This is a genomic window from Georgenia sp. TF02-10, assembly GCF_022759505.1.
Classification (GTDB): domain Bacteria; phylum Actinomycetota; class Actinomycetes; order Actinomycetales; family Actinomycetaceae; genus TF02-10.
In genome coordinates this window covers 3,490,577-3,514,788 of the sequence record NZ_CP094289.1, presented here as the reverse complement: position 1 = coordinate 3,514,788, position 24,212 = coordinate 3,490,577, and the positions used below count along the sequence as shown (strand labels likewise).

Here is a 24,212-nt window from a genome sequence, read left to right as displayed (position 1 = left end):
GCCGCCTCCTCTACCCTGAGAGACGTGCCCGAACCCAGCCCCCGCCCCACCGGCGTCGACCCGACGCTCGTGGGGCGTTCTTATGCCCCCACCGAGACCTACGAGGTCTCCCGGGCCAAGATCGCCGAGCTCGCCGCCGCGACCGGCGCCGACCACCCCGCGCACACCGACCCCGACGCCGCCTGGGCGCTGGGCCACGGCGACGTCGTCGCCCCGCCCACCTTCGCCGTCGTGCTGGCCCAGCGGGCGGAGCAGGCCTACGTGGCCTCCCCGGAGTCCGGCATCGACTTCGCCCGCGTCGTGCACGCCGAGGAGCGGCTGACCCACCACCGGCCGATCGTGGCCGGGGACCGGCTGCGCACCACCGTGCACGTGGACAAGATCCTCCGCCGCGGCGCGCTGACCCTGGTCACCACCCGCGCCGAGATCGCCGACGAGGCGGACGCGCCGGTGTCCACCGTGGTCTCCACCCTCGCCGTCCGGGAGGGCGACATGCCGGAGGCCGACGGATGAGCGCGCCCGTCCGCCCCGTGCTCGCCGACCTGGAGGTCGGCCAGGAGCTGTTCCGCCGCGGCTACGACGTCGACCGCGACCGGCTGGTCCGCTACGCCGGCGCCAGCGGGGACTTCAACCCCATCCACTACAACGACCGCGCCGCCCACGACGCCGGCCTGCCCGGCGTCATCGCCCACGGCATGGCCACCCTGGGCCTGGCCGGGGCCGCGGTGGAGGCCTGGGCCGGCGACCCGGGCGCCGTGCTGGACCTCGGCGCCCGGTTCGCCCGGCCGGTGGTGGTCCCCGACCCCGGCGCGGCCGCAGTCGAGGTGGTCGGCACCGTCGGCAGCGTGGACGTCGGCGCCGGGTCGGTGCGGGTGGACCTGACGGTCACCTGCGCCGGCGTCGCCGTGCTGACCAAGGCACGCGCCCTGGTGCGGCTGGCATGACCGGGGACGCACCGCGCCGGCCGACGGCGCCCGGCCCGGCCGTGCCCGACCGGCGCGCCGCCGACCGGGCGGCCTGGGCGACGTTCGCCATCTTCGTCCTCAACGGCCTCGTCTTCGCCAGCTGGGTCTCCCGCCTGCCGGCCGTGCGCGACGCCCTCGGCCTGAGCCCGGCCCGGCTCGGGGTGCTGCTGCTCGTCGGCTCCCTGGGCTCGGTCATCGCCCTGCCGCTGACCGGCGCCGTCGTCCAGCGCCTGGGCACCGCCCGCACCGTGGTGGCCGCGGCTGTGCTGAACGTCACCGCCTTCGCCGTGGTCGCCGTCGCCGTCGGCACCGGGCAGGTGGCCCTGCTGGCCCCCGCCCTGTTCCTGGCGCAGATCGGCATCGCCGCCTGGGACGTGGCGATGAACCTGCAGGGCACGGTCGTGGAGCAGGCCCTCGGCCGGGCGATCATGCCCCGCTTCCACGCCGGGTTCTCCCTCGGCACGGTCCTCGGCGCGGGCGTGGGCGCCGTCGCCGCGTACGGCGGAGTCTCGGTCACCGCGCACCTGCTCGCCATGCTGGCGCTGATCCTGGTCGGGGTGCTGCTCGGCGTCCGCGGGTTCCTGCCCGGTGGGCAGGCGCCGGCCGGCGAGGGCCGCCGGCACGGGCTGCGCACCGCCCTGTCCGCCTGGGGCGAGGGCCGCACCCTGCTCATCGGGCTGGTCGTCCTCGCCGCCGCGCTGACCGAGGGCGCCGCCAACGACTGGCTCGCCCTCGCCGTCGTGGACGGCTTCGAGCAGACGGACGCCGTCGGGGCCGCCGCGTTCGGGCTCTTCGTCACCACCATGACCGTGATGCGGCTGCTCGGCACCGGGCTGCTCGAGCGCTACGGGCGGGTCGTGGTGCTGCGGCTGTGCAGCGCGCTGGCCCTCGGCGGGCTCCTCCTCTTCGGGCTCGCCCCGAACCTGTGGCTCGCCCTCGTCGGGGCCGGGCTGTGGGGGCTGGGCGCCGCGCTCGGCTTCCCGGTCGGGATGTCGGCCGCCTCGGACGACCCGCTCCGGGCCGCCGCCCGGGTGTCAGTGGTGTCCTCCATCGGCTACACGGCGTTCCTCGCCGGGCCGCCGCTGCTCGGCCTGCTCGCCGAGCACGTCGGCTACCGCCACGCCCTGCTGGCCATCGTCGTCCCGCTCGTCCTCAGCCTGCTGCTCGTCCCGGCCGCCCGGCCGCTGGGGGCGGGCGGGCAGGCGCCGGGACGGGCCGGTGCCCGGCGCCGGTCGTAGCCTGGTCCGGTGTCCACCCCACCCACCGCCGCCGCCGCGCCCGCGCACGAGCGTGGCGACGGCGCCCCCGCACCCGACGGCGCCGCGCTCGCCCTCGCCGCGCTGACCACCCTGCGGGTGGGCGGGCCGGCCGGCACCTACGTCGAGGCCGGCACCGAGGCCGAGCTGATCGAGGCGGTGCGCGCCGCGGACGACGCCGGCACCCCGCTGCTCGTGCTCGGCGGCGGGTCGAACCTCCTGGTCGCCGACGCCGGCTTCCCCGGGGTCGTCGTCCGGGACGCCCGCCGCGGCCTGGACGCCGTCGCCGACTCCTCCTGCGCGGGCGCCAGCCTCACCGTCCCCGCCGGCCAGCCGTGGGAGGACGTGGTGACCACCGCCGTCGCCGAGGGCTGGATGGGCGTGGAGGCGCTCGCCGGGATCCCCGGCTCCACCGGCGCCACCCCGGTGCAGAACGTCGGCGCCTACGGCCAGGAGGTCGCCGAGACCCTCTCCGCGGTGCGGGTGTGGGACCGGCTCGAGCGGCGCAGCCGGATGCTCGCCGTCGGCGAGCTCCGCCTGGGCTACCGCACCAGCATCCTCAAGCGCTCGCTCACCGACCCGGCCGACGGCGGCGGCCGCACCTGGGGCCCGACCGGCCGGTACGTGGTCCTGGCGGTGAGCTTCCAGCTCCGGCTGGCCACGCTGTCCGCGCCGGTGCGCTACGCCGAGCTGGCCCGGACCCTGGGCGTCGAGGTCGGCGCCCGGGTGCCCGCCGCCGAGGTCCGCGCCGCCGTCCTCGCGCTGCGCCGGGGCAAGGGCATGGTCCTCGACCCGGCCGACCACGACACCTGGTCCGCCGGCTCCTTCTTCACCAACCCGGTGCTCACCACCGCCCAGGCCGACGCAGCCCTGCCCGCCGACGCTCCCCGGTTCCCGGTCACCGACCACACCCGCGTTGCCCAGATCGGGGCGGCGGCGCCCACCGTGCCCGGCCTGGTCAAGACCTCCGCCGCTTGGCTGATCTCCCGGGCCGGGTTCGCCAAGGGCTTCGGCGCCCCGGGGCCGGCCGCCCTGTCCACCAAGCACGTCCTGGCAGTGACCAACCGCGGGGGTGCCGCCGCCGCCGACCTCCTCGCCCTCGCCCGCACCGTTCGCGACGGCGTCCGGGACCGGTTCGGCATCACCCTCGTCCCCGAGCCGGTGCTGGTCGGCGTCGACCTCTGACGCCGCGGCACGCCGCGGCAGCCGCGCGGGTGGGCGCCGCCGCCGTTCAATGGGGACTCCCGGAGCGGTGGTCGGTGACTGGCTGACACCGCCACGTCACCGCTCAGGGCCCCAAGCTCACATGACGACACGAGCAGAGGGTGGGGACTTCTACCTGGCCACCATCGGAGACCTCACCTGGCCACCAGCGGGGACCTTGCCATGGCCATGGACAGCCGCGAGATCGCTAGTTCGTGCCGAGGTCAAGGTTGTGCGCCGAGTTCGCTAGCTCTGACTAGCGAACTCGGCTCGGACTGGCGAACTGGGCACTGCTCGGCGGCGCAGTTCGCTAGTTCGAGCTGAGGTCGCCGGTTGGAGCAGGTGCCCGGGCGCCGGGCGCGCCTCCGGACCTCGCGCACTGCCACCTTGCGCCCGCCGGGACCGTGCGCCGGCATCCCACTATCACTTGCCGGGGTGATGGGACCACCTCGTTGCCATAAGCATGGGACCACCTGGAGGTGCTACTGAGCATGGCGGGCTCCGGCTGGGCGTCAATGCCGGAACACAGGTCCTCAGGTCAAGCACCTGACCAGGAAACCCTCCTCTTGACCTCACCCTCATAGACCGCTCAGCGGCCAGAGAGCTCGGCGACCGCCGTCGTGATCTCTGCGAGGACCACTGGGTCGGCCAGCGGCAGGAAGTGCCCGGCGGCGGCGAGGTCGACGTTCCGGGCGCCGGGCAGGTGCGACCCGCCCGGGACGTGCGGGTCCCAGGCGGGGGAGAGAGAGACGATCCGGGCGTCCACCTCACGGCGGCGGCCGGCCGCCCGGATGTCGCGGGCGGTCGGGGCCAGGTGCCCCAGGGCGGTGAACGGCGGGAAGAGCCACGCCCACGGCGAACCGCGCCACGGGGTGGCCACCGCCACCAGGCCCCGCACCCGGGCTCCGTCGGGGGAGAGCATCAGGGCCCTGCCGACCAGGCCGCCCTTGGAGTGCGCCACGAGCACCACGCCGCGCAGGTCCCGCGCGGCCAGGTACGCCCCCGCGCGGCGGGCCCCCTCCGCCGCGTCGCGCCGGTTCAGCCCGAGAGCGTCGACGACGTGCACTTCGTGCCCGGCGGCCTGCAGATGCTCGGCCAGCGGGGACAGGAACCGCCAGCTCTCGTAGATCCCGGGCAGGAGCAGGACCGGCGCCCGCGGGCCGGCGGCGAGCCGTCCCGCCTCCTCGCCGGGCGCGAGGTCGGCGCCGGCCGCGCCGGGCAGCCCCCGCCGGCCGGCCGCCCGGGCGCGCAGGTCCTCCGCGGTGGCCCCGGCCAGCCGGCGCGCCGCCCACGCGTAGTCCGCCGCCCATGTCCGGGGCCGGGCCCCCGCCAGCCACCGGCGGGCCGGCTGCCACCGTGCGGCCCGGCGGCGGCCAGCACCGCCCCGGCCCGTCATGGCAGCCGACCGGCCGCGGACCTGCCGCGGGGTGGCGCGGCCGCGTCGCCGTCGTCGTTGCCGGCCGCGGCAGGTACCCCGTGGGCGAGGTCCGCCGCTGCGGCATCGTCGTTGCCCACCACGGCGGGCACCCCGCGGGCGTCGCCGACCGCGGCCGGCAGCCCGCGGGCCAGGCCCGCCGCGGCGGCCACGACCGCGCCGGGGTGGTCCAGCAGCAGGGTGTGCGCGCCGTCCGGCACGGTCCGTGCCTCGGCCCGCGCGGCCGACCGGGACACCAGCTCGTCCACCCAGGGCGCCGGGACCAGCCGGTCCGCCGCCCCACGCAGCAGCACCAGGTCCGCACCGGCGGCCATCCCGGCGACGCGCGCCTCGATGGGGTAGGCGAGCATCGCGGTGACCATGCCCAGCAGCCACCGCGGCGTGGTGCGGGCGTAGTCGGTGACGGCCACCTGCCACATCCGGGCGGGCTCGTGGAGCGCCGTCTGGAGGTAGCGCAGCACCTGCCGGGGCAGCGTGCGCTCGGCCGCGTTGACAGGCGGCCCCACCAGCACCCCCGCCCGGTAGGAGCCCGGCCAGCGCGCCATCATCTCCACGACCACCTGGGCACCCATGGACTGCCCCACGAGGACCACCTCCCCGCCGCCGGACGCCCGCACCGCCCGGTGGACGACGGCGGCCTGCCCGGCCACCGACAGCGGGCGCCGCGGAGCGGGCAGCCCCGGCGCTCCGGGCAGGTCGAGGAGGAGGACGTCCCCGGCGGAGCGCAGGCGTGCGGCGACGCGCCGGAAGTACCGCGCCGACAGTCCCGCCCCGTGGACCAGGACGAACACCCGGCGGGCGTCGGCCCCGGCCAGCTGCTCGACCCGCACGTGCACGTCGCCCCACCGCAGCTCCCGCGGCCCCGGGACCGGGGCGGGACCAGGTCGGGCCGGCCGCCGCACGCCGTCCCCGGCGGCAGCCTCCGGTACGCCCGCAGCCACGGCCCAGCCGGCAGGGGCGGCCGGCCGTGTCACGCCGACGCGCCCTGCCGGCAGCCCCACCCCTGCCCGGGCCGCGCGCCTCACGCCGAGACGTCCTGCCGGTCCCCGCCGGCGGCGTCCGCGGCCAGCCAGGCGTCGATGTCGGCGAGCATGGCCCGCTTGGAGTCCGCGCTGGCGAAGGAGGCCCGGACCGACATCCGCGCAAGGTCCGCCAGCGCGGCGTCGTCGAGGCCGTGCACGTCCCGGGCGATGCGGTACTGGTCCACCAGGCGGGCGAGGAACAGCAGGGGGTCGTCCGCGCCGAGCGCGAGCTGGGCCCCGGCCGCCATCAGGGCCTCCAGCGGGACCGCCGCCGCGTCGGGGTAGACGCCCAGGGAGACGTTGGACGCCGGGCACACCTCCAGCGCGATGCCGGCGTCGACGATCCGGGCGAGCAGGTCCGGGTCCTCGGCGGCCCGCACCCCGTGCCCGAGCCGGGCCGGCTTGAGGTGGGCGATCACGTCCCGGATGTGGCGGGGGCCGAGGAGCTCCCCGCCGTGCGGCACCCCGGGCAGGCCGGCCCGGCGGGCGATCCGGAACGCCGGCGCGAACTCGGCGGTGTCCCCGCGCCGCTCGTCGTTGCTCAGCCCGAACCCGACGACGTCCCCCGGCCCGTCCCCGGCGAACCGGGCCGCCAGCCGCGCCAGGACCCGGGCGTCGAGCGGGTGGCGGGTGCGGGAGGCGGCGACGATGACGCCCACCTCGATGCCCGTCGCGGCGGCCGCCGCCCGCGCCTCCTCGGTGATGATCTCCAGCGCCGGAGTCAGCCCGCCGACGAAGGGGGCGTAGGAGGTGGGGTCCACCTGGATCTCCAGCCGGTGCGAACCCTCCGCCGCGTCGTCGGCCACCGCCTCGCGCACCACCCGGCGCAGCGCCGCCTCCGAGCGCACCACGGCCCGGGCGGTGTCGTAGGAGCGCTGGAACCGGAACCAGCCCCGCTCCGAGGACGGAACCCGCAGCGGGTCGGCGTCGACGAGGTGGCCCGGCAGCCGGATGCCCTGCTCCGCGGCGAGCTCGGCGAGGGTGCTGATGCGCAACGACCCGGTGAAGTGCAGGTGCAGGTGGGCCTTGGGCAGGGCAGTCAGGTCGCGCACCCGGTCGAGTCTGCCAGCGGCGCCGCGGTGGGTGCGCGGCGCGGGCGGGGTCAACCCTGGCCGTTGCGGGCCGGGAGCGCACCCCGCGAGGCCGGCGCCGGGGCGCAGCGAGGGCGCCGGGACCTGTGGTGCACTGGGGCCCATGAGCGTGCCGCCCGCAGCGTCGAGGGAGCCCGCCGACGTCGCCCTCCTCACCGGGGACCGGGCCGGCGACCTCCTCGCCGGGGCCCTCCGCGCCGAGGGCTCCCGGCTGGTGTCCTGGCGGGTGCACACCGTCCACCACCGGCCCGGGGCCGGGGTGACGGTGGGCTACACCGCCACCGTCGAGCGGCCAGACTCGGGCGGGCCGCCGCGGCGCAGCGAGGAGTACCTGTGCGCGACGACGGCGCGGCTCACCCGCCGGCCCGGGCCCGACCTGGTCCGGCTCGGCAACGGCGTGGAGGGGCCGGTCGTCCACCTGTGGCGCCACCCCGCCGACCCCGAGCTGCCCGCGCTCGCCGTCGCCTGCGACCCGGCCGCGTTGGCCCGCCGGCTCGGTGCGCCGGTGGCCGTGGAGCTGCTCGCCTACCGGCCCACCCGTCGGGCGGTGCTGCGGGTCCGCCCGGCGGCGGGCGGCGTCCCGACCGACGGCGCCCCGACCGGCGGCGGCCCGGCCTGCGGCGCCCCGGCCGGCGGCGCCCCGGCCGACGGCGCACGCGGCACCGGCGCCGCGCTCCCCGCCCGGTCGGGCGGCGACGCCGACGGGGTCGCCTACCTCAAGGTCGTCCGGCCGGCCACCCTGGCCACCCTCGCCGACCGGCACCGCATCCTCACCGCCGCCGGCGTGCCCGCCCCGCCGCTGCTGCGCGCCGACGAGGACGGCCTCGTCCTGCTCGGGGCCGGGCACGGCACCCCGCTGGCAAACCTCCTCGCCGTCGGTCCGGGCGAGCGCACCGACGCCGTCCTGGCCGCCCTGGTGGCCACCCTCGACGCCCTGCCCCCGGCCGTGCTGGAGCTCCCCCGGCGGGCGGCGTGGGCCGAGCGCGCCCAGCACTACGCCCACGCCGCGGCCACCGTCCTGCCCGCGCACGCCGACCGCATCCGCGCCGTCGCCCGGGGCGTCGAGGAGCTCATCGACCGCGCCGACCCCGGCCCGGTGGTGCCTACGCACGGGGACTTCTACGAGGCGAACATCCTCATGGACTCCACCCCGGGTGCCGTCGCCGTCACCGCGCTGCTGGACGTCGACGCCGTCGGCCCGGGCCACCGGGTGGACGACCTCGCGTGCCTGCTCGGCCACGTCAGCGTGCTGCCCCACCTCGCACCGGCCACCTACCCCCGCGTGCCGGTGGTGCTGGACCGGTGGACCCGGACCTGCGAGACCCTGGTGGACCCGGTCGCCCTGCACGGGCGGGCCGCCGGGGTGGTGCTCTCCCTCGTCGCCGGCGCCCGCCGCACCGACGGCGGCCGGTGGCTCGGCGACGCCGAGGGCCGGCTGGCCCGCGCCGAGCGGTGGCTCGCCCGCGGCCGGGAGCTGCTCGCCCAGCGTCAGCCCTACTGAGACCCGCCCGGCCCCGGCCCCGGCCGCCGTCGGCCCGGCCCGGGCCCCGGCTCTCGCCGCCCGGCCCCGTGCGCCCGGCTACCGCCCCGGCGCCTGCCGCACCAGGGTCTCCCGGGCCGGCACCCAGCCCAGCAGCGCCACCAGCAGCAGGGCGCCGCCGACCCCGAACGCCGCGCCGTAGCCCACCTGGTCGGCCAGCAGCCCGGCGAGCACCGGGCCGACGATGCCGCCGGCGTCCTGGGTCATCTGGAACGCGGCCAGCACCTGCCCGCCGCTGCGCTCGGCCCCCACGACGTCGGCCACGGCGGCCTGCAGCGCCGGCCCCAGCAGCCCGGAGCCGGCGCCCGCCACCGCCGACCACAGCAGCAGCGCCGTGACGTCCCCGGCCAGCGCGACGGCGGCCGTGCCCACCCCGTTGACCGCCAGCCCGGCGAGGACCAGCGGGCGGCGGCCGACGGCGTCGACCAGCCGGCCGGCGAAGAGCAGGACGACGGCGTTCCCGCCGGCGAAGACCGCCAGCGCTGCCCCCGCCGCCCACGGGCCGGCGCCGAGCGCCGCGGCGAAGAGCGGCACCAGCGCCACCCGCACCCCGAAGTTCGACCACCCGTTGGCGAACCCGGCCAGCAGCGCCGCCCGGTAGGCGCTGTCCCCGAGGGCGAGGCGCACCCGGGCCGGCGGCTGCGGCACGGCGCCCGGCGCCAGCCGCCCGGCCCCGGCCGGCAGCAGCACCGCCACGCCCACGGTGGCCACCACCAGCGCGAGGGCATAGACGACGAACGGCACCCGCAGCCCGAACCCGGCCAGCGCGCCGCCGACCACCGGGCCGCCGATGCCCCCGAGCAGGAACGCCCCGCCGTACAGCGACGAGGCCCGGCCCCGCGCCGTCGGCGGCGCGAGCCGGATGATCAGCCCCATCGCCGAGACGGTGAACATGGTCGAGCCGAGGCCGCCCAGGCCCCGGAACAGCAGGAGCTGGGCGTAGTCCTGGGCGAGGGCGGTGGCGGCCGAGGACGCGGCCACGACGAGCAGCCCGACCAGGTACACCGGCCGCTCCCCGAGCCGGCCGACCAGCGCCCCGCCGGCCGGGGCGAAGACCAGCCGGCAGAACGCGAAGGCGCTGACCACCACCGAGGCGGCGGTGACCGAGACGTCGAAGCTCGCGGCGAACTGGGGGAGCGCCGGGGCGACGAGGCCATAGCCGAGGGCGATGACGAAGGCGGCCGCGACGAGCACCCAGATCTCGCGGGGGAGGGTGACGCGTGCGGAGGAGGTGGTGGCCATGTCTGGTCGGAGTATCCCACCGCGGTAGCGTCGGTCGGGCCGGCCGGGGGTGGGCCGGCCCGACCAGCCGAGAGACGGCCGGCCCGACCGGCCGAGAGACGGCCGGCCCCACCAGCCGAGAGGACCAGGAGCACCGGATGATCGCCGTCGTCGGACCGGGGGCCGTGGGCGGCCTCCTCGCCGCCCTGCTGCACCGCGCCGGGACCCCCGTGGTCGCCGTCGCCCGCCCGGCCAGCGCCGCCCGCATCGCCCGCGAGGGGCTGGCCGTGCGGTCGGCCCGGTACGGCGACCTCACCGCCGCCGTCCCGGCCACCACCGAGGTCCCGCCCGGCGCCGACGTGATCCTCGCGGTCAAGGCCTACGGCCTGGCCGACGTGCTCCCCGGGGTGGCGGCCGCCCGGCCGCGCGAGGTCCTCGCGCTGCTGAACGGGGTCGGCCACGCCGCCGCGGTCGCCGCGCTGCCCGGCCGGGCGGTGTCCGGGTCGGTCCAGGTGGAGGCCGCCCGGTCCGGCGGCGCGGTGGTGCACCGGGGCGAGGCCCTGCTGGTCACCGTGCCCGACGACGCCGCGGACCTGGCCCTGCTCGGCGCCCTGACGACGGCGGGGGTGGACGTGCGCACCGGCGGCACCCAGGACGAGGTGCTGTGGCGCAAGCTGGTCTTCCTCGCCCCGGTCGCGCTGCTGACCGCGCGCACCGGGGCCGGCCTGGGCGAGGCGCTGGCCGCCGACCCGGCCACCACCGACGCCCTGGTCGCCGAGGTGGCCGCGCTGGCCACCGCCGCCGGGGTGCCGACCGAGCCGGCGGCGCTGCGCGCGCTGCTCGAGAAGATCCCGCCGACCATGCGCTCCTCGCTCTCCCACGACGTCGCGGCCGGCGGGCCGACCGAGCTCGAGGCGCTCGGCGGGGACCTGCTGCGCCGCGGTCGGGCGGCGGGAGTGCCGACCCCGGCGCTGGCCCGGGTGGTGGCGGAGCTGCGGGCCACCGTCGGCGCCGGCTGACCGGCCGCCGTCGGCGCCGGCCGCCGTCGGCCCCCCGCTTGACCGCCGCCGTCGGCTCCGGCCCCACCGGCCGCCGTCGACCCCGCCCCGAGCCGGACCCGACGCGCCGCGGACATGTCCTGCCCGAACTGCCGGGAGCGCTACCCTCACGCCCAACCACAGCGCCCCCGGCGGGAGGAACAGCATGGACAGCGAACGGCTGGCGACGATCCTCGGCGACATCGGCTCGGTGGTGTGGGGCCCGTGGGTCCTCATCCCGCTGCTCCTGGGCACCGGCCTGTACCTCACCATCCGGCTGGGCGGGCTGCAGTTCCGCCAGCTCGGCAACGCCCTGCGCCTGGCGCTGCGGCAGCGGAGGGACGAGGGCGCCGACGGCGACATCTCCCACTACCAGGCGCTCACCACCGCGCTCGCGGCCACGGTCGGCGTCGGGAACATCGCCGGTGTCGCCACCGCGATCCACCTCGGCGGGCCCGGTGCCCTGTTCTGGATGTGGGTGACCGGTCTGCTCGGGATGGCCTCGAAGTACTCCGAGGCGTTCCTCGGCGTCCGGTTCCGCACCAAGGACGCCCGCGGGGAGGTCTCCGGCGGCCCGCAGTACTACCTGGCCCGGGCCATCCCCAACCGGTTCGGGCTGGTGCTGTCGGTGGTCTTCGCCGTGTTCGCGGTCCTGGCCAGCTTCGGCATCGGCAACATGACCCAGGCCAACACGGTGGCCACCTCGGTGCGGGACTCCTTCGGCGTGCCGGTGTGGGTCGCCGGGCTCGTCATGGCCGTCGGCGCCGGCGCGGTGCTGCTGGGCGGGATCAAGACCATCGGGCGGGTCACCGCCGGGTTCGTGCCGATGATGATCGTGGTCTACGTCGTCGCCGCGCTGGTGGTCCTGGTCCTCAACGTCGGGGCGATCCCGCAGGCCCTGGTGCTCATCGTCTCCGACGCCTTCACCGGCACCGCCGCCGCCGGCGGCTTCCTCGGCTCGACGATGATCCTGGCCCTGCAGTTCGGGGTGGCCCGCGGCATCTTCTCCAACGAGTCCGGCATGGGCTCGGCCGCCATCGCCGCCGCGGCCGCGCAGACCCGCCACCCGGTCCGCCAGGGCCTGGTCTCGATGACCCAGACCTTCATCGACACCATCATCGTGGTCTCCATGACCGGCCTGGTCATCGTCACCACCGGGGCCTGGCGCAGCGGCACCGAGGGGGCCGGGATGACGGCCGAGGGCTTCACGGCCGGCCTGCCGGGGGAGTGGGGCCACTACGTAGTGACGGTGTCGGTGATCTTCTTCGCCTTCTCCACCATCCTGGGCTGGGCCTACTACGGCGAGCGGTGCACCGAGCGGCTGGTCGGGATCAAGGGCGTGGTGGTCTACCGGGTGATCTTCACCCTCGTGGTCTTCGTCGGGGCGACGACGGAGCTGACCGTGGTGTGGAACTTCTCCGACGTCATGAACGGCCTGATGGCCCTGCCCAACCTCATCGGCCTGCTGATCTGCTCGGGCCTGATCGCCCGGGAGACGAAGGCCTACCTGGCGGCGGACCCGGACCTGCGCCACGAGCCGGCCGGGTCCAGCCTGCACGGCATCGCCGACCTCGCGCCCCGGCCGCTGCGGCCCTGAGGGCCCCCCGGGCCTCCCGACGGCGGCCGCGCGGGCGGCTCAGCCGGGCAGGGCGACCAGCCGGTAGCCCAGCCCGCGGACGGTCGCCACGTGCCCGGCGCCGATCTTCCGGCGCAGGTACCGCACGTAGACGTCCACGACGTTGGAGCCCGGGTCGAAGTCGTAGCCCCACACCCGGGAGAGCAGCTGCTCGCGGGAGAGCACCTGGCCGGGGTGCTGCATGAACGCCTCGAGCAGGGCGAGCTCGCGGGCGGAGAGCTCGATCGTCGTGCCGCCCACCGTGACCTGGCGGCCGAGCAGGTCCAGCACGAGGTCGCCGCAGGTGAGGACGGTCGGCCCGGGCGGGGCGGTCTCGGTCCGCAGCCGCAGCCGGATCCGGGCGAGGAGCTCGTCGAACCGGAACGGCTTGGGCATGTAGTCGTCCGCCCCGCCCTCCAGGCCGGCGACGGTGTCGTCCACCGAGGACCGGGCGGTGAGGATGATCACCGGCATCGTCGAGCCCTGCCCGCGGACCCGGCGCAGCACCTCGAACCCGTCGAGGTCCGGCAGCCCGATGTCCAGCACCATCAGGTCGTAGCCGCCGGTGTGGGCGTGCGCGAGGGCCTCCCGGCCGGTGGCGACGGCGGTGGGCTGGTGCCCGGCGGCCCGCAGCCCCTTGGCGACGAACGAGGAGATGCCCGGCTCGTCCTCCACCACCAGGATCTGCGCCACCGGTCCTCCTGCTCCTCGTCGGTGCCGTGCTCGCGCGCCCGCGCCGCAGCCCGGCCGTCCTGCTGCACCCCGGGCGTCGTGCTGACGCGTCCCTCAGCCTGCCAGGCCGCGGGCGGGTCCCGCCGCGTCCCCGTCGCGGCCGCCCCCGCCGGCCAGGCGCCACGGGCCGGGCCCGCCGTCGTCGTCGTTCGAGCCGGCCGGGCGCACGACGCCCCGGGCCGGCAGGTCCAGGACGAACGTCGACCCGGCGCCGGGGACCGAGCTGACCCGCGCGGTGCCGCCGTGACCGGCGGCGATGGCGGCCACGATCGCCAGCCCCAGGCCGGCGCCCTCGCCCGGCCGGGCCCGCCCCGAGGTCCGCACGAAGCGCCCGAAGATGCGGTCCTGCTCCTCGGGCGGAATGCCGACGCCCTCGTCCCGCACCCACAGGTGCAGCCGGTCCCCGCGCAGCGCCGACCCGACCGCGACGGTGGACCCCGGCGCGGAGAACGTCACCGCGTTCGCGGCCAGCTGCAGCAGCGCCTGGGTGAGGCGCTGGGCGTCGACGACGGCGTCCGCCTCCACCCGCTCGTCCACCCGCCAGCGCCGCTCGCCGAGCGGGCGGGCCTGGTCCAGGACGTTGTCGAGGAGCTCGCCGAGGGAGGTCGGTGCCGGCTGGACGAAGTGCGGCTGCTCGGCCTTGGCCAGGATGAGCAGGTCGTCGGCGAGCCGGTGCATCCGGTCCAGCTCGCGCAGCGCGAGCTCCCGGGTGGCCGCGGCGTCCCCGGCGTCGGCCGGGTCCATCACCTCCAGGTGCCCCCGGACGATGGTGATCGGGGTGCGCAGCTCGTGCCCGGCGTCGTCGAGCAGGCGCCGCTGGGAGGCGAAGGAGTCCTCCAGCCGGGCGAGCATGGCGTTGACCGTGCGGGTCAGCTGGGACAGGTCGTCGTTGCCGCGCACCGGGATCCGGCGCGACAGGTCGGTGTCGGAGATCTGCTCCGCGGCCTCGCGCAGGTGCCGCACCGGGCTGAGCAGCCGGCCGGCCATCACCCACCCCACCACCGCGAGCAGGGCGAACGCGGCGACGCTGACCGCGGCGTAGGTGGCGAACGCTTCGTCCACCGGGGCCTGCTCGGCGGACCGGTCGACGGCGATGACCAGGCCGCCGGCGACGGCGTCCCCGACGGTGACCGGGACGAGCGCGTAGCGGTACTGCCCGGTCGGGGTGGCCGCCGAGCTGATCCGGGCGCTGCCGCCGCCGTCGCCGGCGGCGAGGCCGGCGAGGTCGGCGGTGAGCCGGTCCACCAGGGCCGCGTCCCCGGCCAGGTCCGGCCCGGAGGGCAGGGTCAGCTCGAGCCGCTCGCCGACGAACCCGAGCATGCCCTGGTTCGTCGCCGGCACCGCCCGCAGCATGCCGTCGTAGAGGAGCGTGCGGACGTCGGTCTCGGGCCGGACACCGCCGGCGAAGGAGGCGAAGTCGGTGGCGGCGTGCCGCAGCGTGGCGTCGATCGTGTCGTCGACCCGCTCGCGCTGGAGCACCCAGGCGGACCCGCCGGCGACCAGGAGCGTCACGCCGGTCAGCGCCAGCACGACGATGAGGATGCGGGCGCGGACCGTCAGCCCCGGCCGGCTGGTCTGCCGGCCGCGGGGACCGCCGTGCTTCTCGGCGCCCGGGTCGGCCGGGCCGACGGCGGCCGGGTGCGCTGGGCCGACGGCGGCCGGGTCCGCCGGGTCGACGGCGGCCGGGTGCGCTGGGTCGACGGCGGCCGGGTGCGCTGGGCCGACGGCGGCCGGCCCCGCCGGGTCGTCCCCGGCCGGCTCCGCCGGGTCGACGGCGGCCGGTTCCCCGGCGCCTTTGCCCGCCGGGTCCTGGGCGGCTGGGCCGGCCGGGTCGGTGCGCCGGCCGCCGGCCGGGTCGGTGCGCCGGCTGCCGGCGGGGTCGGTCCGCCCATCGGCGGACCGGATGCCGTCAGCAGCCATCGTCCGCGTCGTCGTCGGGATCGTCGTCCGGGTCATCGTCGGGATCGTCGTCCGGGTCAGCCACGTCGTCGGCGTCGTCATCAGGATCGGCCACGTCGTCGCAGGCGTCGTCGTCGTCGACGTCCCGCGGCGCGGGCGGGGGCACCGCGACCAGGTCGTCCCCGCCGGCCGGCGGCGCCGCGGACGCTGCCGGCTCCGGCGGGGTGACCGGCGGGGTCGTCGGGGCCGGGTCGGCCGCCGGCGCGGACGCCGTCGGCGCGGCGGCCGGGGTGGGCCGGACCACCGCCGCCGGCAGGGCGACGTCTCCCCGCGGCGCGCCGAGCGCGGCGACGCCGACCACCGCCAGCGCGCCGACGACCACGGTCACGAGGGCCCCCGCGAGCACTGCCGTCCACCTGCTCATGGCCCCATCGTGACGGATCCGGATGAGAGGGGGATGAGAACCCCGGTCGGCTCCGCAGTACCACCGCGACGGCGGGACCGGCGGCGGCGGTCAGCCGAGCAGCTCGGCGATGCGCCCGACGCCCTCGACGAGGTCCTCGTCGCCCAGGGCGTAACTCAGCCGCAGGTACCCGCTGGGCCCGAACGCCTCCCCGGGGACCACCGCCACCTCCACCTCGTCCAGGATGAGCGCGGCCAGCTCGGCGGAGGTGGTGGGCGTGCGGCCGCGGATCGTGCGCCCGAGCACCCCCTGCACGTCGGGGTAGGTGTAGAAGGCGCCCTGCGGCGTCGGCAGCACGACGCCGTCGATGGCCGAGAGCATCTCCACCATGGTCCGCCGGCGCCGGTCGAACGCGGCGCGCATCTGCGCCACCGCCGACAGGTCCCCGGTCAGCGCGGCGATCGCCGCCCGCTGGGAGACGTTGGCGACGTTGGAGGTCAGGTGGGACTGGAGGTTGGTGGCCGCCTTGACGACGTCGGCCGGGCCGGTCAGCCAGCCGACCCGCCAGCCGGTCATCGCGTACGTCTTGGCCACCCCGTTGAGCACGATGGTGGTCTCGGCCAGCTCGGGCACCGCGCGGAGCATCGGCGTGGCGACGGCGCCGTCGTAGACGAGGTGCTCGTAGATCTCGTCGGTGATCACCCAGACGCCGTGCTCCAGCGCCCACCGCCCGATCTCGGCCGTCTCCTCCGGGGTGTACACCGCGCCGGTGGGGTTGGCCGGGGAGCAGAACACCAGCGCCTTGGTGGCGTCGGTGCGGGCGGCCGCCAGCTGCTCGACGGTGACCTTGTACTCCTGCTCGGCGCCGGCGAGCACCGGCACCGGCCGCCCGCCGGCCAGGGTGATCGTCTCGGGGTAGGTGGTCCAGTACGGCGCCGGGAGCAGGACCTCGTCGCCGGGGTCGACGACGGCGGCGAACGCCTCGTACACCGCCTGCTTGCCGCCGTTGGTCACCAGGACGTCGTCGGCGGAGACCTCGTAGCCGCCGTCCCGCAGCGTCTTGGCCGCGATCGCCTCGCGCAGCGCCGGCAGGCCCTTGGCCGGGGTGTACCGGTGGTTGGCCGGGTCCTGCGCCGCGGCGACGGCGGCCTGGACGATGTAGTCCGGGGTGGGGAAGTCCGGCTCCCCGGCGCCAAAGCCGATGACGGGGCGGCCGGCCGCCTTCAGGGCCTTCGCCCGGGCGTCGACGGCGAGCGTGGCCGACTCGGCGATCGCCGCCAGCCGGGCCGAGACGCGGGGCTTTACGGTGGTGGATGCGCTCACGGGGACCATCGTGGCACCCTGGCGCCGGCGCGCCCAGGGACGACCGGTCCGTGGGCAGCACCGGGGTGGTGCGCGCGGCGCCGGGTGGCCTGGGCCGGATGTGTGAGCCGCGCCGCGCCCTGGGCTGGGCCGGGTGTGTGAGCCGCGCCGCTCCCCCGGCTCGGCCGGGTGTGTGAGCAGCGCCGCGGGCCCGCGTTCGACCCAGCTGCCGCCCGCGTCGTAGACTGCTCGGCGGTGGTTGACGTCCACCACGCTGGCGCGTGCCCGTCGAGGGCTGCACGGCGGGCCGGACGGACGCCGCTGATAGGGCAGTGGCGCAATTGGTAGCGCACCGGTCTCCAAAACCGGCGGTTGTGGGTTCGAGTCCCTCCTGCCCTGCCGGGTCGCCCGCCAGGTGGTGGGTGCCCGCAACGGCCCCGCCTGGGGGCGGGCCGCCGCCCGCGGACGGCGGGGAACGGACCTGGCCGACGAACCGTGAAGGATGAAGCTGTGAGCGAGTCTGCGAGCGCCACCTCGGGCCGCCCCGAGCGGGCTCGCAGCGACGCCCCCAAGGCGGCACCCGCCAAGCGGAAGCGCGGCCTCTTCGGACGTATCGCGCTCTTCGTCCGGCAGGTGATCGCCGAGCTCCGGAAGGTCGTCCGCCCGACCCGCAACGAGCTGCTGACCTACTTCGTGGTCGTCCTGGTGTTCGTGATCGCGATCATGGCCTTCGTCGGCCTGCTCGACCTGGGCTTCGGCGAGCTCGTCCTGCTGGTGTTCGGCTGACCGCCATGACCGCGCTCGCGCCGCGCCGGCGGACGACCCGGCCCCGACCCTCCCTGACCAGAAAGCAGATCACCCGTGCCTGACAACCTCGAGCCCACCCCCCTCGACGAGGCGCCGGTCGTGCCCCCCTCGCCGGAGGACGCGCTCGAGGCGGACGTCCCGGCCGACGGCGCCCCCGCCGCCGCGGCGCCCGCCGACGGCGTGGACCCGGCCGACGACGCGCCGGTCGACCCGGTGCAGGCCGACGACGACTCGGTCGCCCCGGCCGTGGACGAGGACGCCGCCGTCGCCCCCGACGTCGCCGACGAGGTGGCGGCGGATGCCGCCGTGGCCGACGCCGACGCCGAGGACCAGCCGGCCGAGGTCGGCGACCAGCTCCTGGGGGCCGACGCCGACCAGCTCGCCGGGGCCGCCGTCGACGAGACCGCCGGCGACGAGACCGCCGCAGCCGCCGTCGGCGAGACCCCGGAGGCCGCCACCGCCGGGGCCGCCACCGCCGGGGCCGCCACCGACGCGGCCGCCGTCGACCAGCCCGCCGGGACCACCGGCCAGCCCGCGGACGCCGCCGGCGAGGACGAGCCGGCCGACCCGGTCGCGGAGTTCCGCCGCGAGCTGCGGTCGCTGCCGGGGGAGTGGTACGTCGTGCACACCTACGCCGGCTACGAGAAGCGCGTGAAGGCGAACCTGGAGAACCGCATCCAGAGCCTGAACATGGAGGACTACATCTACCAGGTGGAGGTCCCCACCGAGGACGTCGTCGAGATCAAGAACGCCCAGCGCAAGCTGGTCAACCGGGTGCGGGTGCCGGGCTACACCCTGGTCCGGATGGACCTGACCGACGAGTCGTGGGGCGCCGTGCGGCACACCCCGGGCGTCACCGGCTTCGTCGGCAACACCCACCAGCCGGTGCCGCTGACCGAGGACGAGGTCTTCTCCATGCTGGCCCCGACCCTGCAGGCGCCCGCCGCCCCGGCCAAGGCCGCCACCGGCGGCGCGGCGCAGGCGGCGGCCCCGATCGAGGTGGAGTTCGAGGTCGGGGAGTCCGTCACCGTCACCGACGGACCGTTCGAGACCCTGCCGGCGACCATCTCGGAGATCAGCCCCGAGAGCGCCAAGCTGAAGGTGCTCGTCACGATCTTCGGCCGGGAGACCCCGGTCGAGCTGTCGTTCTCCCAGGTCGCCAAGATCTGAGCAGACGCCCGGCCCGCCGGCTCCCGGCGGGTGTCCCAGGAAGAACCGTAAGGACCCCAACATGCCCCCCAAGAAGAAGGTCGCAGGCCTGATCAAGCTCCAGATCCAGGCCGGCGCCGCGACCCCGGCGCCGCCGATCGGCCCCGCGCTGGGCCAGCACGGCGTCAACATCATGGAGTTCTGCAAGGCCTACAACGCCGCCACCGAGGCCCAGCGCGGCAACGTGATCCCGGTGGAGATCACCGTCTACGAGGACCGGTCCTTCACCTTCGTCACCAAGACCCCGCCGGCCGCGGAGATGATCAAGAAGGCCGCCGGCGTGGCCAAGGGCTCCGCCACCCCGCACACGGCGAAGGTCGCCACGATCAGCCGTGAGCAGCTCCAGGAGATCGCCCGCACCAAGCAGGAAGACCTCAACGCCAACGACCTCGACGCCGCCGAGAAGATCATCGCCGGCACCGCCCGCTCCATGGGCATCACCGTCGAGAGCTGACCCCCTTATCCGCCGCGCCCCCAGGGGCGCCCGTGGCAGGGTCCGCGCGGACCCGCAGACCACGACTGCTCGAGGAGAAGCAGATGACAACGCGCAGCAAGGCCTACCGCCAGGCCACCGAGAAGATCACCCCCGGGGAGGTCTACGCCCCCCTGCAGGCCGTCCGGCTCGCCAAGGAGACCGCCACCACCAAGTTCGACCCCACCGTCGAGGTGTCCTTCCGCCTCGGCGTCGACCCCCGCAAGGCGGACCAGATGGTCCGCGGCACCGTCAACCTGCCGCACGGCACCGGCAAGACCGCCCGGGTCCTGGTCTTCGCCGTCGGCGAGCGTGCCCAGCAGGCCATCGACGCCGGCGCGGACGAGGTCGGCGGGGACGAGCTCATCGAGCGGGTGGCCGGCGGCTACACCGACTTCGACGCCGCCGTCGCCACCCCGGACATGATGGGCAAGGTCGGCCGGCTGGGCCGGGTCCTCGGCCCCCGCGGGCTCATGCCGAACCCCCGCACCGGCACCGTGACGATGGACGTGGCCAAGGCGGTCAGCGACATCAAGGGCGGCCGCGTCGAGTTCCGGGTGGACAAGCACGGCAACCTGCACTTCATCGTCGGCAAGGCGAGCTTCGACGAGAAGCGGCTGGTGGAGAACTACGCCGCGGCCCAGGAGGAGATCCTGCGGCTGAAGCCGGCCAGCTCCAAGGGCCGCTACATCACCAAGGCGACCATGAGCACCACCATGGGCCCGGGCATCCCGCTGGACGCCACCAAGACCCGCAACCTCACCACCGAGGACGCCTCCTGACGTCCCGGCGAGCGTGACCGTCGGCCCGGCATCCCTCGGGGGTGCCGGGCCGACGGCGTCCGGTGGCGGTGGCGGCCGAGAGCGGCGCCCGGTGCCGGCGTGGGCTCACGCCCGGTGTGCCGTCGGACCCCTTGACCAATATCCACTCCGGGAGCCTGTTGTCCTTTGGCGGCGGTCGCGCGGGGGCCTGGTGGCGGGATTTTCGGACCAGCGGCTCGGTGAGCCGGGCCGAGCGTGTGCTGGACGCCCTGGGGGGACTTCGGGGGCTGTGCGGGCGGGTGGGGGCCCTGGCGGGGGTGTGGGGGTGCCCCTGGTGGGGGTCAGGCGACCTGGAGCTGGGCGGTGGTCACTCCCTTGGCGAGCAGGCGGAGCAGGTTGGTCACCCCGGCGGCCAGGGAGAGCTCGGACTGCACCGCTGCCAGGCCGCGGCGGGAGAACCGGCGCAGCCCGCGGCCGTCCTTCAGCCAGGCGTTGGGGGCTTCGATCAGGTGGGACCGGCGCCGGTAGGTGGCGAGCCCGTCGGGGGTGCGCAGCCGGTGGTTGACCTTCTCCCGGGCCGACGCACCCTCCGGTGGTGGACCCTCGGCCGGGTTCGTGGTGGCGCGGGCGGACAGGCGGCGGCGCTTGCTGTCGGCGATCAACCGGTCCGGGCCGGGTGCGGTGAGGTTCTCGTTGGAGTCATACCCCGCGTCGGCGAGCATCGTCCCGATGGTCAGGTCCGTCCGGCCGGTGCGCTCGGCGATGGTGGCCAGGGTGGTCTCGACCGCGTCCTTGGTGGGCAGGAACTGGCGCACGTCGGTGGTGTCCTGGGTGGCCCGGGCGGTCAGGATGAACACGTCCTCGCTGGTGGAGGTCTGGCAGTTCATGCCCTGGACCCAACCGTCGCGGGTCTTCATCAGCCGGGAGTCCGGGTCGGTGAGGTTGGCATACACCTTCTCCCCGGCGTTCTCCCCGGCCGGGCCGCCGGCCTGCGCCGCCGCCCCGGCGCCAACCTTCTCAGCGTCTGCGGCCTGCTCCGTGCCGGCGCCCGGCGCCTGGCCGGCGTCGGCGGTCTGCTCCGTGCCGGCCCCGGTGGCGTTGCCGGCGCCGGCGCCTGGGGCCCGGTCCTGATCGGTGCCGCCGGCCGTGTCCTGACCAGCGGTCACGAGGCCGCGGGCGGCCAGGGCCGCCTGGTAGGCCACCCAGGCCCGACGGACCCGGCAGTGCTCGTCCGGCGGCAGCGGCGGGCGTCCCCTCCTGACCACCCCGGCGGCCAGGTCGCCCTGGTAGGCCTCGTACCGGGCCGCGGCCTGCGCCCGCGCCCGCTCCCACCGGGCCCTGGCCACGCCGACCGGGTCCACCCCCTTCGGCGGGTGCCCGCACAGCGGGGCCCCCTCCGCCTGCGCGCTCTGGTACTCCTCGGCCCGCTCGACCGTCTTCTCTGCCCGCTCGGCCGTCTTCGCCGCCTCGGCCTCGGCCTTGCGGCGGGCGGCGAGATACTTCTCGGCCCGCTCGGCGGCCCTCGCCGCCTCCGCCTCCGCCTCCACCTTGCGGGCGGCGGCGCGCTTCTGGGCCCGCTCGGCCTTCTTCTTCTCCTCCGCCTCGGTCTTGGTGCGGCGGGCGGTGATGACGTCCAGCGCCCGCTGGATCCGCCCACCCCGGTCGGTCCGGTCGGTCACCGCCTCGGGCAGCTCGTCCCCGCGCTTGTCCGGACCGAACAGGGCGTCCTCCTCCGCGTCCGTGGCGCCGACCCGGCCGACGTAGTCCTCCGCCATCTTCCGCAGGGTGGCCTCGCTGCGGTTGGCGCCCCTGCTGGCGCTGGCCTGGATCTTCGTCCCGTCCAGAGCCACCACCCCCATCGAGAGCATCCCCAGCTCGGCGGCCAGCACCAACGACTCGGTCAGCAGACCGGTCAGCGCCTCCTCGTGGCGCTGGCGGAACCGGGCCAGCACCGTGTGGTCCGGGACGTCCTGGGCGCAGATCACCCGGAACGCCACATCCGTGTGGCACAGCCGCTCGATCCGCCGCGAGGAGGACTCCCCCTGCGCCATCGCGTACACGAACAGCGTCAGCAGCATCTCCGGGTCATACCCCCGCCGACCCACCCCACCCAACCGGGCCTTGGCGTGGAAGGCGGTGGTGTCCATCCGCTCCACCGCCGCGATCAAGAACCACACCAGATGCTCCGGCGGCAACCACTCACGCATGTCCGGCGGGAGCAAGAACTCCTGGTCCCGATCCACCACCCGGTACGTCCTGGCCATACCCCCGATCCTCCCGGCAGCGCCCAGGCCGGCCGGCAGACACGCCCAGGCCCGCGCCAGCCCAAAAAGCAACAGGCTCCCGGAGTGGAAATTGTGCGCTATGTGGCTGGGATCCACTCCGGAGTGGATTTTGGTCACCGGTATCGACTCCCGGAGTGACTGCTCGGCCGTGACCACCGCCCCGACGCGCACGGCGGCGGCACAGTCAGCGTGAGCCGGGCCGATCCGCCGGGGCGGCGGCGAGCGTGGGCTGAAGCCGGGCCGGGCGCGGGAGCGGCGACGCGGTGCCGCGGCAGCGAACCGCGCGCGAGCACCCCGGGCGGTCGGCGTCGCCCGCACCCAGGGCCGGTGCCTCCGCCCGCAACCGGCGGTGGCTGACCTCACAGCCTGCGGCGCTCCGCCGAGGACCCGGAGGTTTGTCGGCGCCGGGTCGCGCGCGGTAGGGTTGTCGCTGCCAAAGACCGCCGGTCCCCCGTCTCTGCGACGGGGCCAAGCCCGTGAACGCGGGGCCTGCGCAGGCGTGTAACGAGCCTTGCACCATGTGCCCGAGCCCCGTGCCGTCTGCACGGGGCTCTTTCTGCGTCCCGGGCCGGGCCGTGCGGCGTCGACCGGAAGGAGGGCCATGGCGAGGCCTGACAAGGCGGCAGCGGTTGCCGAGCTCACGGAGCAGTTCCGCGGGTCCAGCGCCGTCCTGCTGACCGAGTACCGAGGGCTCAGCGTCGCCCAGCTCAAGGGGCTGCGGCGCTCGCTCGCCGGCAACGCTAGCTACGCCGTGGTGAAGAACACGCTCACCGCGATCGCGGCGAAGGAGGCCGGCTTCGACTCCATCGAGGACGAGCTCTCCGGCCCCACCGCGATCGCCTTCGTGACCGGGGAGCCCGTCGAGGCTGCCCGCTCGCTGCGTGACTTCGCCAGGGCCAACCCCGAGCTCGTGCTCAAGGGCGGCGTCCTGGAGGGCAACAAGCTCTCCGGCGAGGACGTCACCCGGCTCGCCGACCTGGAGTCCCGCGAGGTGCTCCTGGGCCGGACGGCCGGAGCGCTCAAGGCGGCGCTGTTCCAGGCCGCGTACGTGTTCACCGCGCCGGCCACCAAGGCCGCGCGCACCGCCGAGGCCCTGCGCGAGAAGCAGGCCGCCGACGCCTGAGCCCGCCCGGGCCCAGCCACCACGGCACCGCACCACCCCCACCCACTGCTCGCGTAGCAGGCTGATCAGGAAGGAACGCCACCATGGCGAAGCTCAGCACCGAAGAGCTCATCGACGCTTTCAAGGAGCTCACGCTCATCGAGCTCTCCGAGTTCGTCAAGCAGTTCGAGGAGACCTTCGACGTCACCGCCGCCGCTCCCGTCGCCGTTGCCGCCGCCGCCCCGGCCGGTGGTGGCGCCGGTGAGGAGGCCGCCGAGGAGAAGGACGAGTTCGACGTCATCCTCGACGCCGTCGGCGACAAGAAGATCCAGGTCATCAAGGAGGTCCGCGCGCTGACCTCCCTCGGCCTCAAGGAGGCCAAGGACCTCGTCGACGGCGCCCCCAAGCCCGTCCTCGAGGGCGTCAACCGGGAGGCCGCGGACAAGGCCAAGGAGGCCCTGGAGGGCGCCGGCGCCACCGTCACCCTCAAGTGACCACCGCCCGGCCCTGACCGGCCGGGACGAGTCCGGGCCGCGCCCCAATCGGGGCCGGCCGGGACGCGCGGAGGCCCGCACCGCCGAGCGGTGCGGGCCTCCGTGTGCGCCTGGGTCGGGACCGCCGGCCTGGGGACTGGGGGCCAAGGGCGGACCGGGGGAGTGCGGACCGGGGTGAGTGCGGACCGGGGCGACACCGTGCCGGCCGGCCAGGAGGCGCGGGACGCTCGGGGCCGTGCCGAGCCGAGCCGGGACCGTCGACGATGGTGCCGGGCCTCTGGGTGTGGCTGGGGAGGCCGGCCGCCAGCAGGTGGGACGCTCGGGGCCGGGCCGGGCCGGGCCGGACCGGCGAGGCCGGCCG

General features: G+C 76.4%; 22 protein-coding genes and 1 tRNA gene. 14 read left to right on the top strand and 9 right to left on the bottom strand.

What is annotated here, in order from left to right:
- Window positions 1–24: 24 nt before the first annotated feature.
- The 4 genes from MF406_RS16005 to MF406_RS15990 are packed head-to-tail and all read left to right on the top strand — an operon-like array spanning window position 25 to window position 3,406.
- Complete coding sequence (locus MF406_RS16005) at window positions 25–513, top strand: MaoC family dehydratase N-terminal domain-containing protein (RefSeq protein ID WP_242895622.1); 489 nt, start codon at window positions 25–27, stop codon at window positions 511–513.
- Entirely contained in the window at window positions 510–944 is a 435-nt protein-coding gene (locus tag MF406_RS16000) for a MaoC/PaaZ C-terminal domain-containing protein (RefSeq protein WP_242895621.1), read from the top strand. Before MF406_RS16005 ends, MF406_RS16000 begins: the two co-directional genes overlap by 4 nt.
- Complete coding sequence (locus tag MF406_RS15995; RefSeq protein WP_242895620.1) at window positions 941–2,203, top strand: MFS transporter; 1,263 nt, start codon at window positions 941–943, stop codon at window positions 2,201–2,203. The genes MF406_RS16000 and MF406_RS15995 overlap by 4 nt, the downstream gene beginning before the upstream one ends.
- Before the next feature lie 9 nt (window positions 2,204–2,212).
- Window positions 2,213–3,406 carry a UDP-N-acetylmuramate dehydrogenase gene (locus tag MF406_RS15990; RefSeq protein WP_256463907.1) on the top strand — a complete coding sequence of 398 codons (1,194 nt, stop codon included), beginning with the start codon at window positions 2,213–2,215 and terminating at the stop codon, window positions 3,404–3,406.
- Window positions 3,407–4,013: 607 nt separating this feature from the next.
- Here MF406_RS15990 and MF406_RS15985 read toward each other — a convergent pair.
- The 3 genes from MF406_RS15985 to MF406_RS15975 all read right to left on the bottom strand — a co-directional run bounded on the left by MF406_RS15985 (window position 4,014) and on the right by MF406_RS15975 (window position 6,933).
- Window positions 4,014–4,820 carry a triacylglycerol lipase gene (locus MF406_RS15985; protein WP_242895619.1) on the bottom strand — a complete coding sequence of 269 codons (807 nt, stop codon included), beginning with the start codon at window positions 4,818–4,820 and terminating at the stop codon, window positions 4,014–4,016.
- Window positions 4,817–5,800: an alpha/beta fold hydrolase gene (locus MF406_RS15980; RefSeq protein ID WP_242895618.1), complete on the bottom strand. Its 984-nt coding sequence runs from the start codon at window positions 5,798–5,800 to the stop codon at window positions 4,817–4,819. Before MF406_RS15980 ends, MF406_RS15985 begins: the two co-directional genes overlap by 4 nt.
- An 80-nt stretch (window positions 5,801–5,880) precedes the next feature.
- Entirely contained in the window at window positions 5,881–6,933 is a 1,053-nt protein-coding gene (locus tag MF406_RS15975) for an adenosine deaminase (protein WP_242895617.1), read from the bottom strand.
- A gap of 142 nt (window positions 6,934–7,075) precedes the next feature.
- Here MF406_RS15975 and MF406_RS15970 point away from each other — a divergent pair, with 142 nt between their 5' ends.
- A complete protein-coding gene (locus MF406_RS15970) occupies window positions 7,076–8,473 on the top strand; it encodes a phosphotransferase family protein (protein ID WP_242895616.1) in 1,398 nt (465 codons plus the stop codon).
- 78 nt (window positions 8,474–8,551) lie between these two features.
- On the opposite strand, the gene MF406_RS15965 is transcribed toward MF406_RS15970, so the two are convergent.
- Window positions 8,552–9,754 carry an MFS transporter gene (locus MF406_RS15965; RefSeq protein WP_242895615.1) on the bottom strand — a complete coding sequence of 401 codons (1,203 nt, stop codon included), beginning with the start codon at window positions 9,752–9,754 and terminating at the stop codon, window positions 8,552–8,554.
- Between the two features lie 137 nt (window positions 9,755–9,891).
- Between MF406_RS15965 and MF406_RS15960 the strand changes: the two genes are divergently transcribed.
- Window positions 9,892–10,752, top strand: a complete 861-nt coding sequence (locus MF406_RS15960) for a ketopantoate reductase family protein (protein ID WP_242895614.1) — start codon at window positions 9,892–9,894, stop codon at window positions 10,750–10,752.
- A gap of 184 nt (window positions 10,753–10,936) precedes the next feature.
- Window positions 10,937–12,367: a sodium:alanine symporter family protein gene (locus MF406_RS15955; RefSeq protein ID WP_242895613.1), complete on the top strand. Its 1,431-nt coding sequence runs from the start codon at window positions 10,937–10,939 to the stop codon at window positions 12,365–12,367.
- Between the two features lie 39 nt (window positions 12,368–12,406).
- On the opposite strand, the gene MF406_RS15950 is transcribed toward MF406_RS15955, so the two are convergent.
- The 4 genes from MF406_RS15950 to MF406_RS15935 form a co-directional block, all read right to left on the bottom strand.
- Window positions 12,407–13,078 (bottom strand): response regulator transcription factor, encoded by a 672-nt coding sequence (locus MF406_RS15950; protein ID WP_242895612.1) that lies wholly within the window; start codon window positions 13,076–13,078, stop codon window positions 12,407–12,409.
- Between the two features lie 93 nt (window positions 13,079–13,171).
- A complete protein-coding gene (locus MF406_RS15945) occupies window positions 13,172–15,073 on the bottom strand; it encodes a HAMP domain-containing sensor histidine kinase (RefSeq protein ID WP_242895611.1) in 1,902 nt (633 codons plus the stop codon).
- Window positions 15,027–15,440, bottom strand: a complete 414-nt coding sequence (locus MF406_RS15940) for a hypothetical protein (protein ID WP_242895610.1) — start codon at window positions 15,438–15,440, stop codon at window positions 15,027–15,029. The genes MF406_RS15945 and MF406_RS15940 overlap by 47 nt, the downstream gene beginning before the upstream one ends.
- A 90-nt stretch (window positions 15,441–15,530) precedes the next feature.
- Window positions 15,531–16,742, bottom strand: a complete 1,212-nt coding sequence (locus MF406_RS15935) for a pyridoxal phosphate-dependent aminotransferase (protein ID WP_242895609.1) — start codon at window positions 16,740–16,742, stop codon at window positions 15,531–15,533.
- 305 nt (window positions 16,743–17,047) lie between these two features.
- Between MF406_RS15935 and MF406_RS15930 the strand changes: the two genes are divergently transcribed.
- From MF406_RS15930 to rplA, 5 genes are all read left to right on the top strand, one after another.
- Window positions 17,048–17,120, top strand: a tRNA-Trp gene (locus MF406_RS15930).
- Between the two features lie 111 nt (window positions 17,121–17,231).
- Window positions 17,232–17,507: a preprotein translocase subunit SecE gene (gene secE, locus MF406_RS15925; RefSeq protein ID WP_242895608.1), complete on the top strand. Its 276-nt coding sequence runs from the start codon at window positions 17,232–17,234 to the stop codon at window positions 17,505–17,507.
- A gap of 267 nt (window positions 17,508–17,774) precedes the next feature.
- Window positions 17,775–18,698 (top strand): transcription termination/antitermination protein NusG, encoded by a 924-nt coding sequence (gene nusG, locus MF406_RS15920; RefSeq protein WP_371744673.1) that lies wholly within the window; start codon window positions 17,775–17,777, stop codon window positions 18,696–18,698.
- A 61-nt stretch (window positions 18,699–18,759) separates the two neighbouring features.
- The gene (rplK, locus tag MF406_RS15915) at window positions 18,760–19,191 is read left to right on the top strand and encodes a 50S ribosomal protein L11 (RefSeq protein ID WP_242895607.1); all 432 of its coding nucleotides are present in this window, start codon (window positions 18,760–18,762) and stop codon (window positions 19,189–19,191) included.
- An 83-nt stretch (window positions 19,192–19,274) separates the two neighbouring features.
- Window positions 19,275–19,991, top strand: a complete 717-nt coding sequence (rplA, locus tag MF406_RS15910) for a 50S ribosomal protein L1 (protein WP_242895606.1) — start codon at window positions 19,275–19,277, stop codon at window positions 19,989–19,991.
- Window positions 19,992–20,311: 320 nt separating this feature from the next.
- Here the strand turns inward: rplA and MF406_RS18930 are convergent, their stop codons facing one another.
- Window positions 20,312–22,234 carry a transposase gene (locus MF406_RS18930; protein WP_305852966.1) on the bottom strand — a complete coding sequence of 641 codons (1,923 nt, stop codon included), beginning with the start codon at window positions 22,232–22,234 and terminating at the stop codon, window positions 20,312–20,314.
- Between the two features lie 622 nt (window positions 22,235–22,856).
- On the opposite strand from MF406_RS18930, the gene rplJ reads away from it, so the two are divergent.
- Together rplJ and rplL are read left to right on the top strand one after the other, a co-directional pair.
- Window positions 22,857–23,378, top strand: coding sequence for a 50S ribosomal protein L10 (gene rplJ / locus MF406_RS15890; protein WP_242895605.1), 522 nt, complete (start codon window positions 22,857–22,859; stop codon window positions 23,376–23,378).
- An 83-nt stretch (window positions 23,379–23,461) separates the two neighbouring features.
- Window positions 23,462–23,851 (top strand): 50S ribosomal protein L7/L12, encoded by a 390-nt coding sequence (gene rplL / locus MF406_RS15885; protein ID WP_242895604.1) that lies wholly within the window; start codon window positions 23,462–23,464, stop codon window positions 23,849–23,851.
- The last annotated feature ends 361 nt before the right edge of the window (window positions 23,852–24,212 follow it).

Excerpts from the sequence above, each read along its gene's own strand:
- MF406_RS15945 (WP_242895611.1), bottom strand. The coding sequence starts at position 15,073 with ATGACCCGGACGACGATCCCGACGACGACGCGGACGATGGCTGCTGAC.
- MF406_RS15970 (WP_242895616.1), top strand. The coding sequence starts at position 7,076 with ATGAGCGTGCCGCCCGCAGCGTCGAGGGAGCCCGCCGACGTCGCCCTC.
- MF406_RS15995 (WP_242895620.1), top strand. The coding sequence starts at position 941 with ATGACCGGGGACGCACCGCGCCGGCCGACGGCGCCCGGCCCGGCCGTG.
- rplL (WP_242895604.1), top strand. The coding sequence starts at position 23,462 with ATGGCGAAGCTCAGCACCGAAGAGCTCATCGACGCTTTCAAGGAGCTC.
- MF406_RS15965 (WP_242895615.1), bottom strand. The coding sequence starts at position 9,754 with ATGGCCACCACCTCCTCCGCACGCGTCACCCTCCCCCGCGAGATCTGG.
- MF406_RS15955 (WP_242895613.1), top strand. The coding sequence starts at position 10,937 with ATGGACAGCGAACGGCTGGCGACGATCCTCGGCGACATCGGCTCGGTG.
- rplJ (WP_242895605.1), top strand. The coding sequence starts at position 22,857 with ATGGCGAGGCCTGACAAGGCGGCAGCGGTTGCCGAGCTCACGGAGCAG.
- MF406_RS15960 (WP_242895614.1), top strand. The coding sequence starts at position 9,892 with ATGATCGCCGTCGTCGGACCGGGGGCCGTGGGCGGCCTCCTCGCCGCC.
- rplK (WP_242895607.1), top strand. The coding sequence starts at position 18,760 with ATGCCCCCCAAGAAGAAGGTCGCAGGCCTGATCAAGCTCCAGATCCAG.
- rplA (WP_242895606.1), top strand. The coding sequence starts at position 19,275 with ATGACAACGCGCAGCAAGGCCTACCGCCAGGCCACCGAGAAGATCACC.
- MF406_RS15940 (WP_242895610.1), bottom strand. The coding sequence starts at position 15,440 with ATGAGCAGGTGGACGGCAGTGCTCGCGGGGGCCCTCGTGACCGTGGTC.
- MF406_RS15985 (WP_242895619.1), bottom strand. The coding sequence starts at position 4,820 with ATGACGGGCCGGGGCGGTGCTGGCCGCCGCCGGGCCGCACGGTGGCAG.
- MF406_RS16000 (WP_242895621.1), top strand. The coding sequence starts at position 510 with ATGAGCGCGCCCGTCCGCCCCGTGCTCGCCGACCTGGAGGTCGGCCAG.
- MF406_RS18930 (WP_305852966.1), bottom strand. The coding sequence starts at position 22,234 with ATGGCCAGGACGTACCGGGTGGTGGATCGGGACCAGGAGTTCTTGCTC.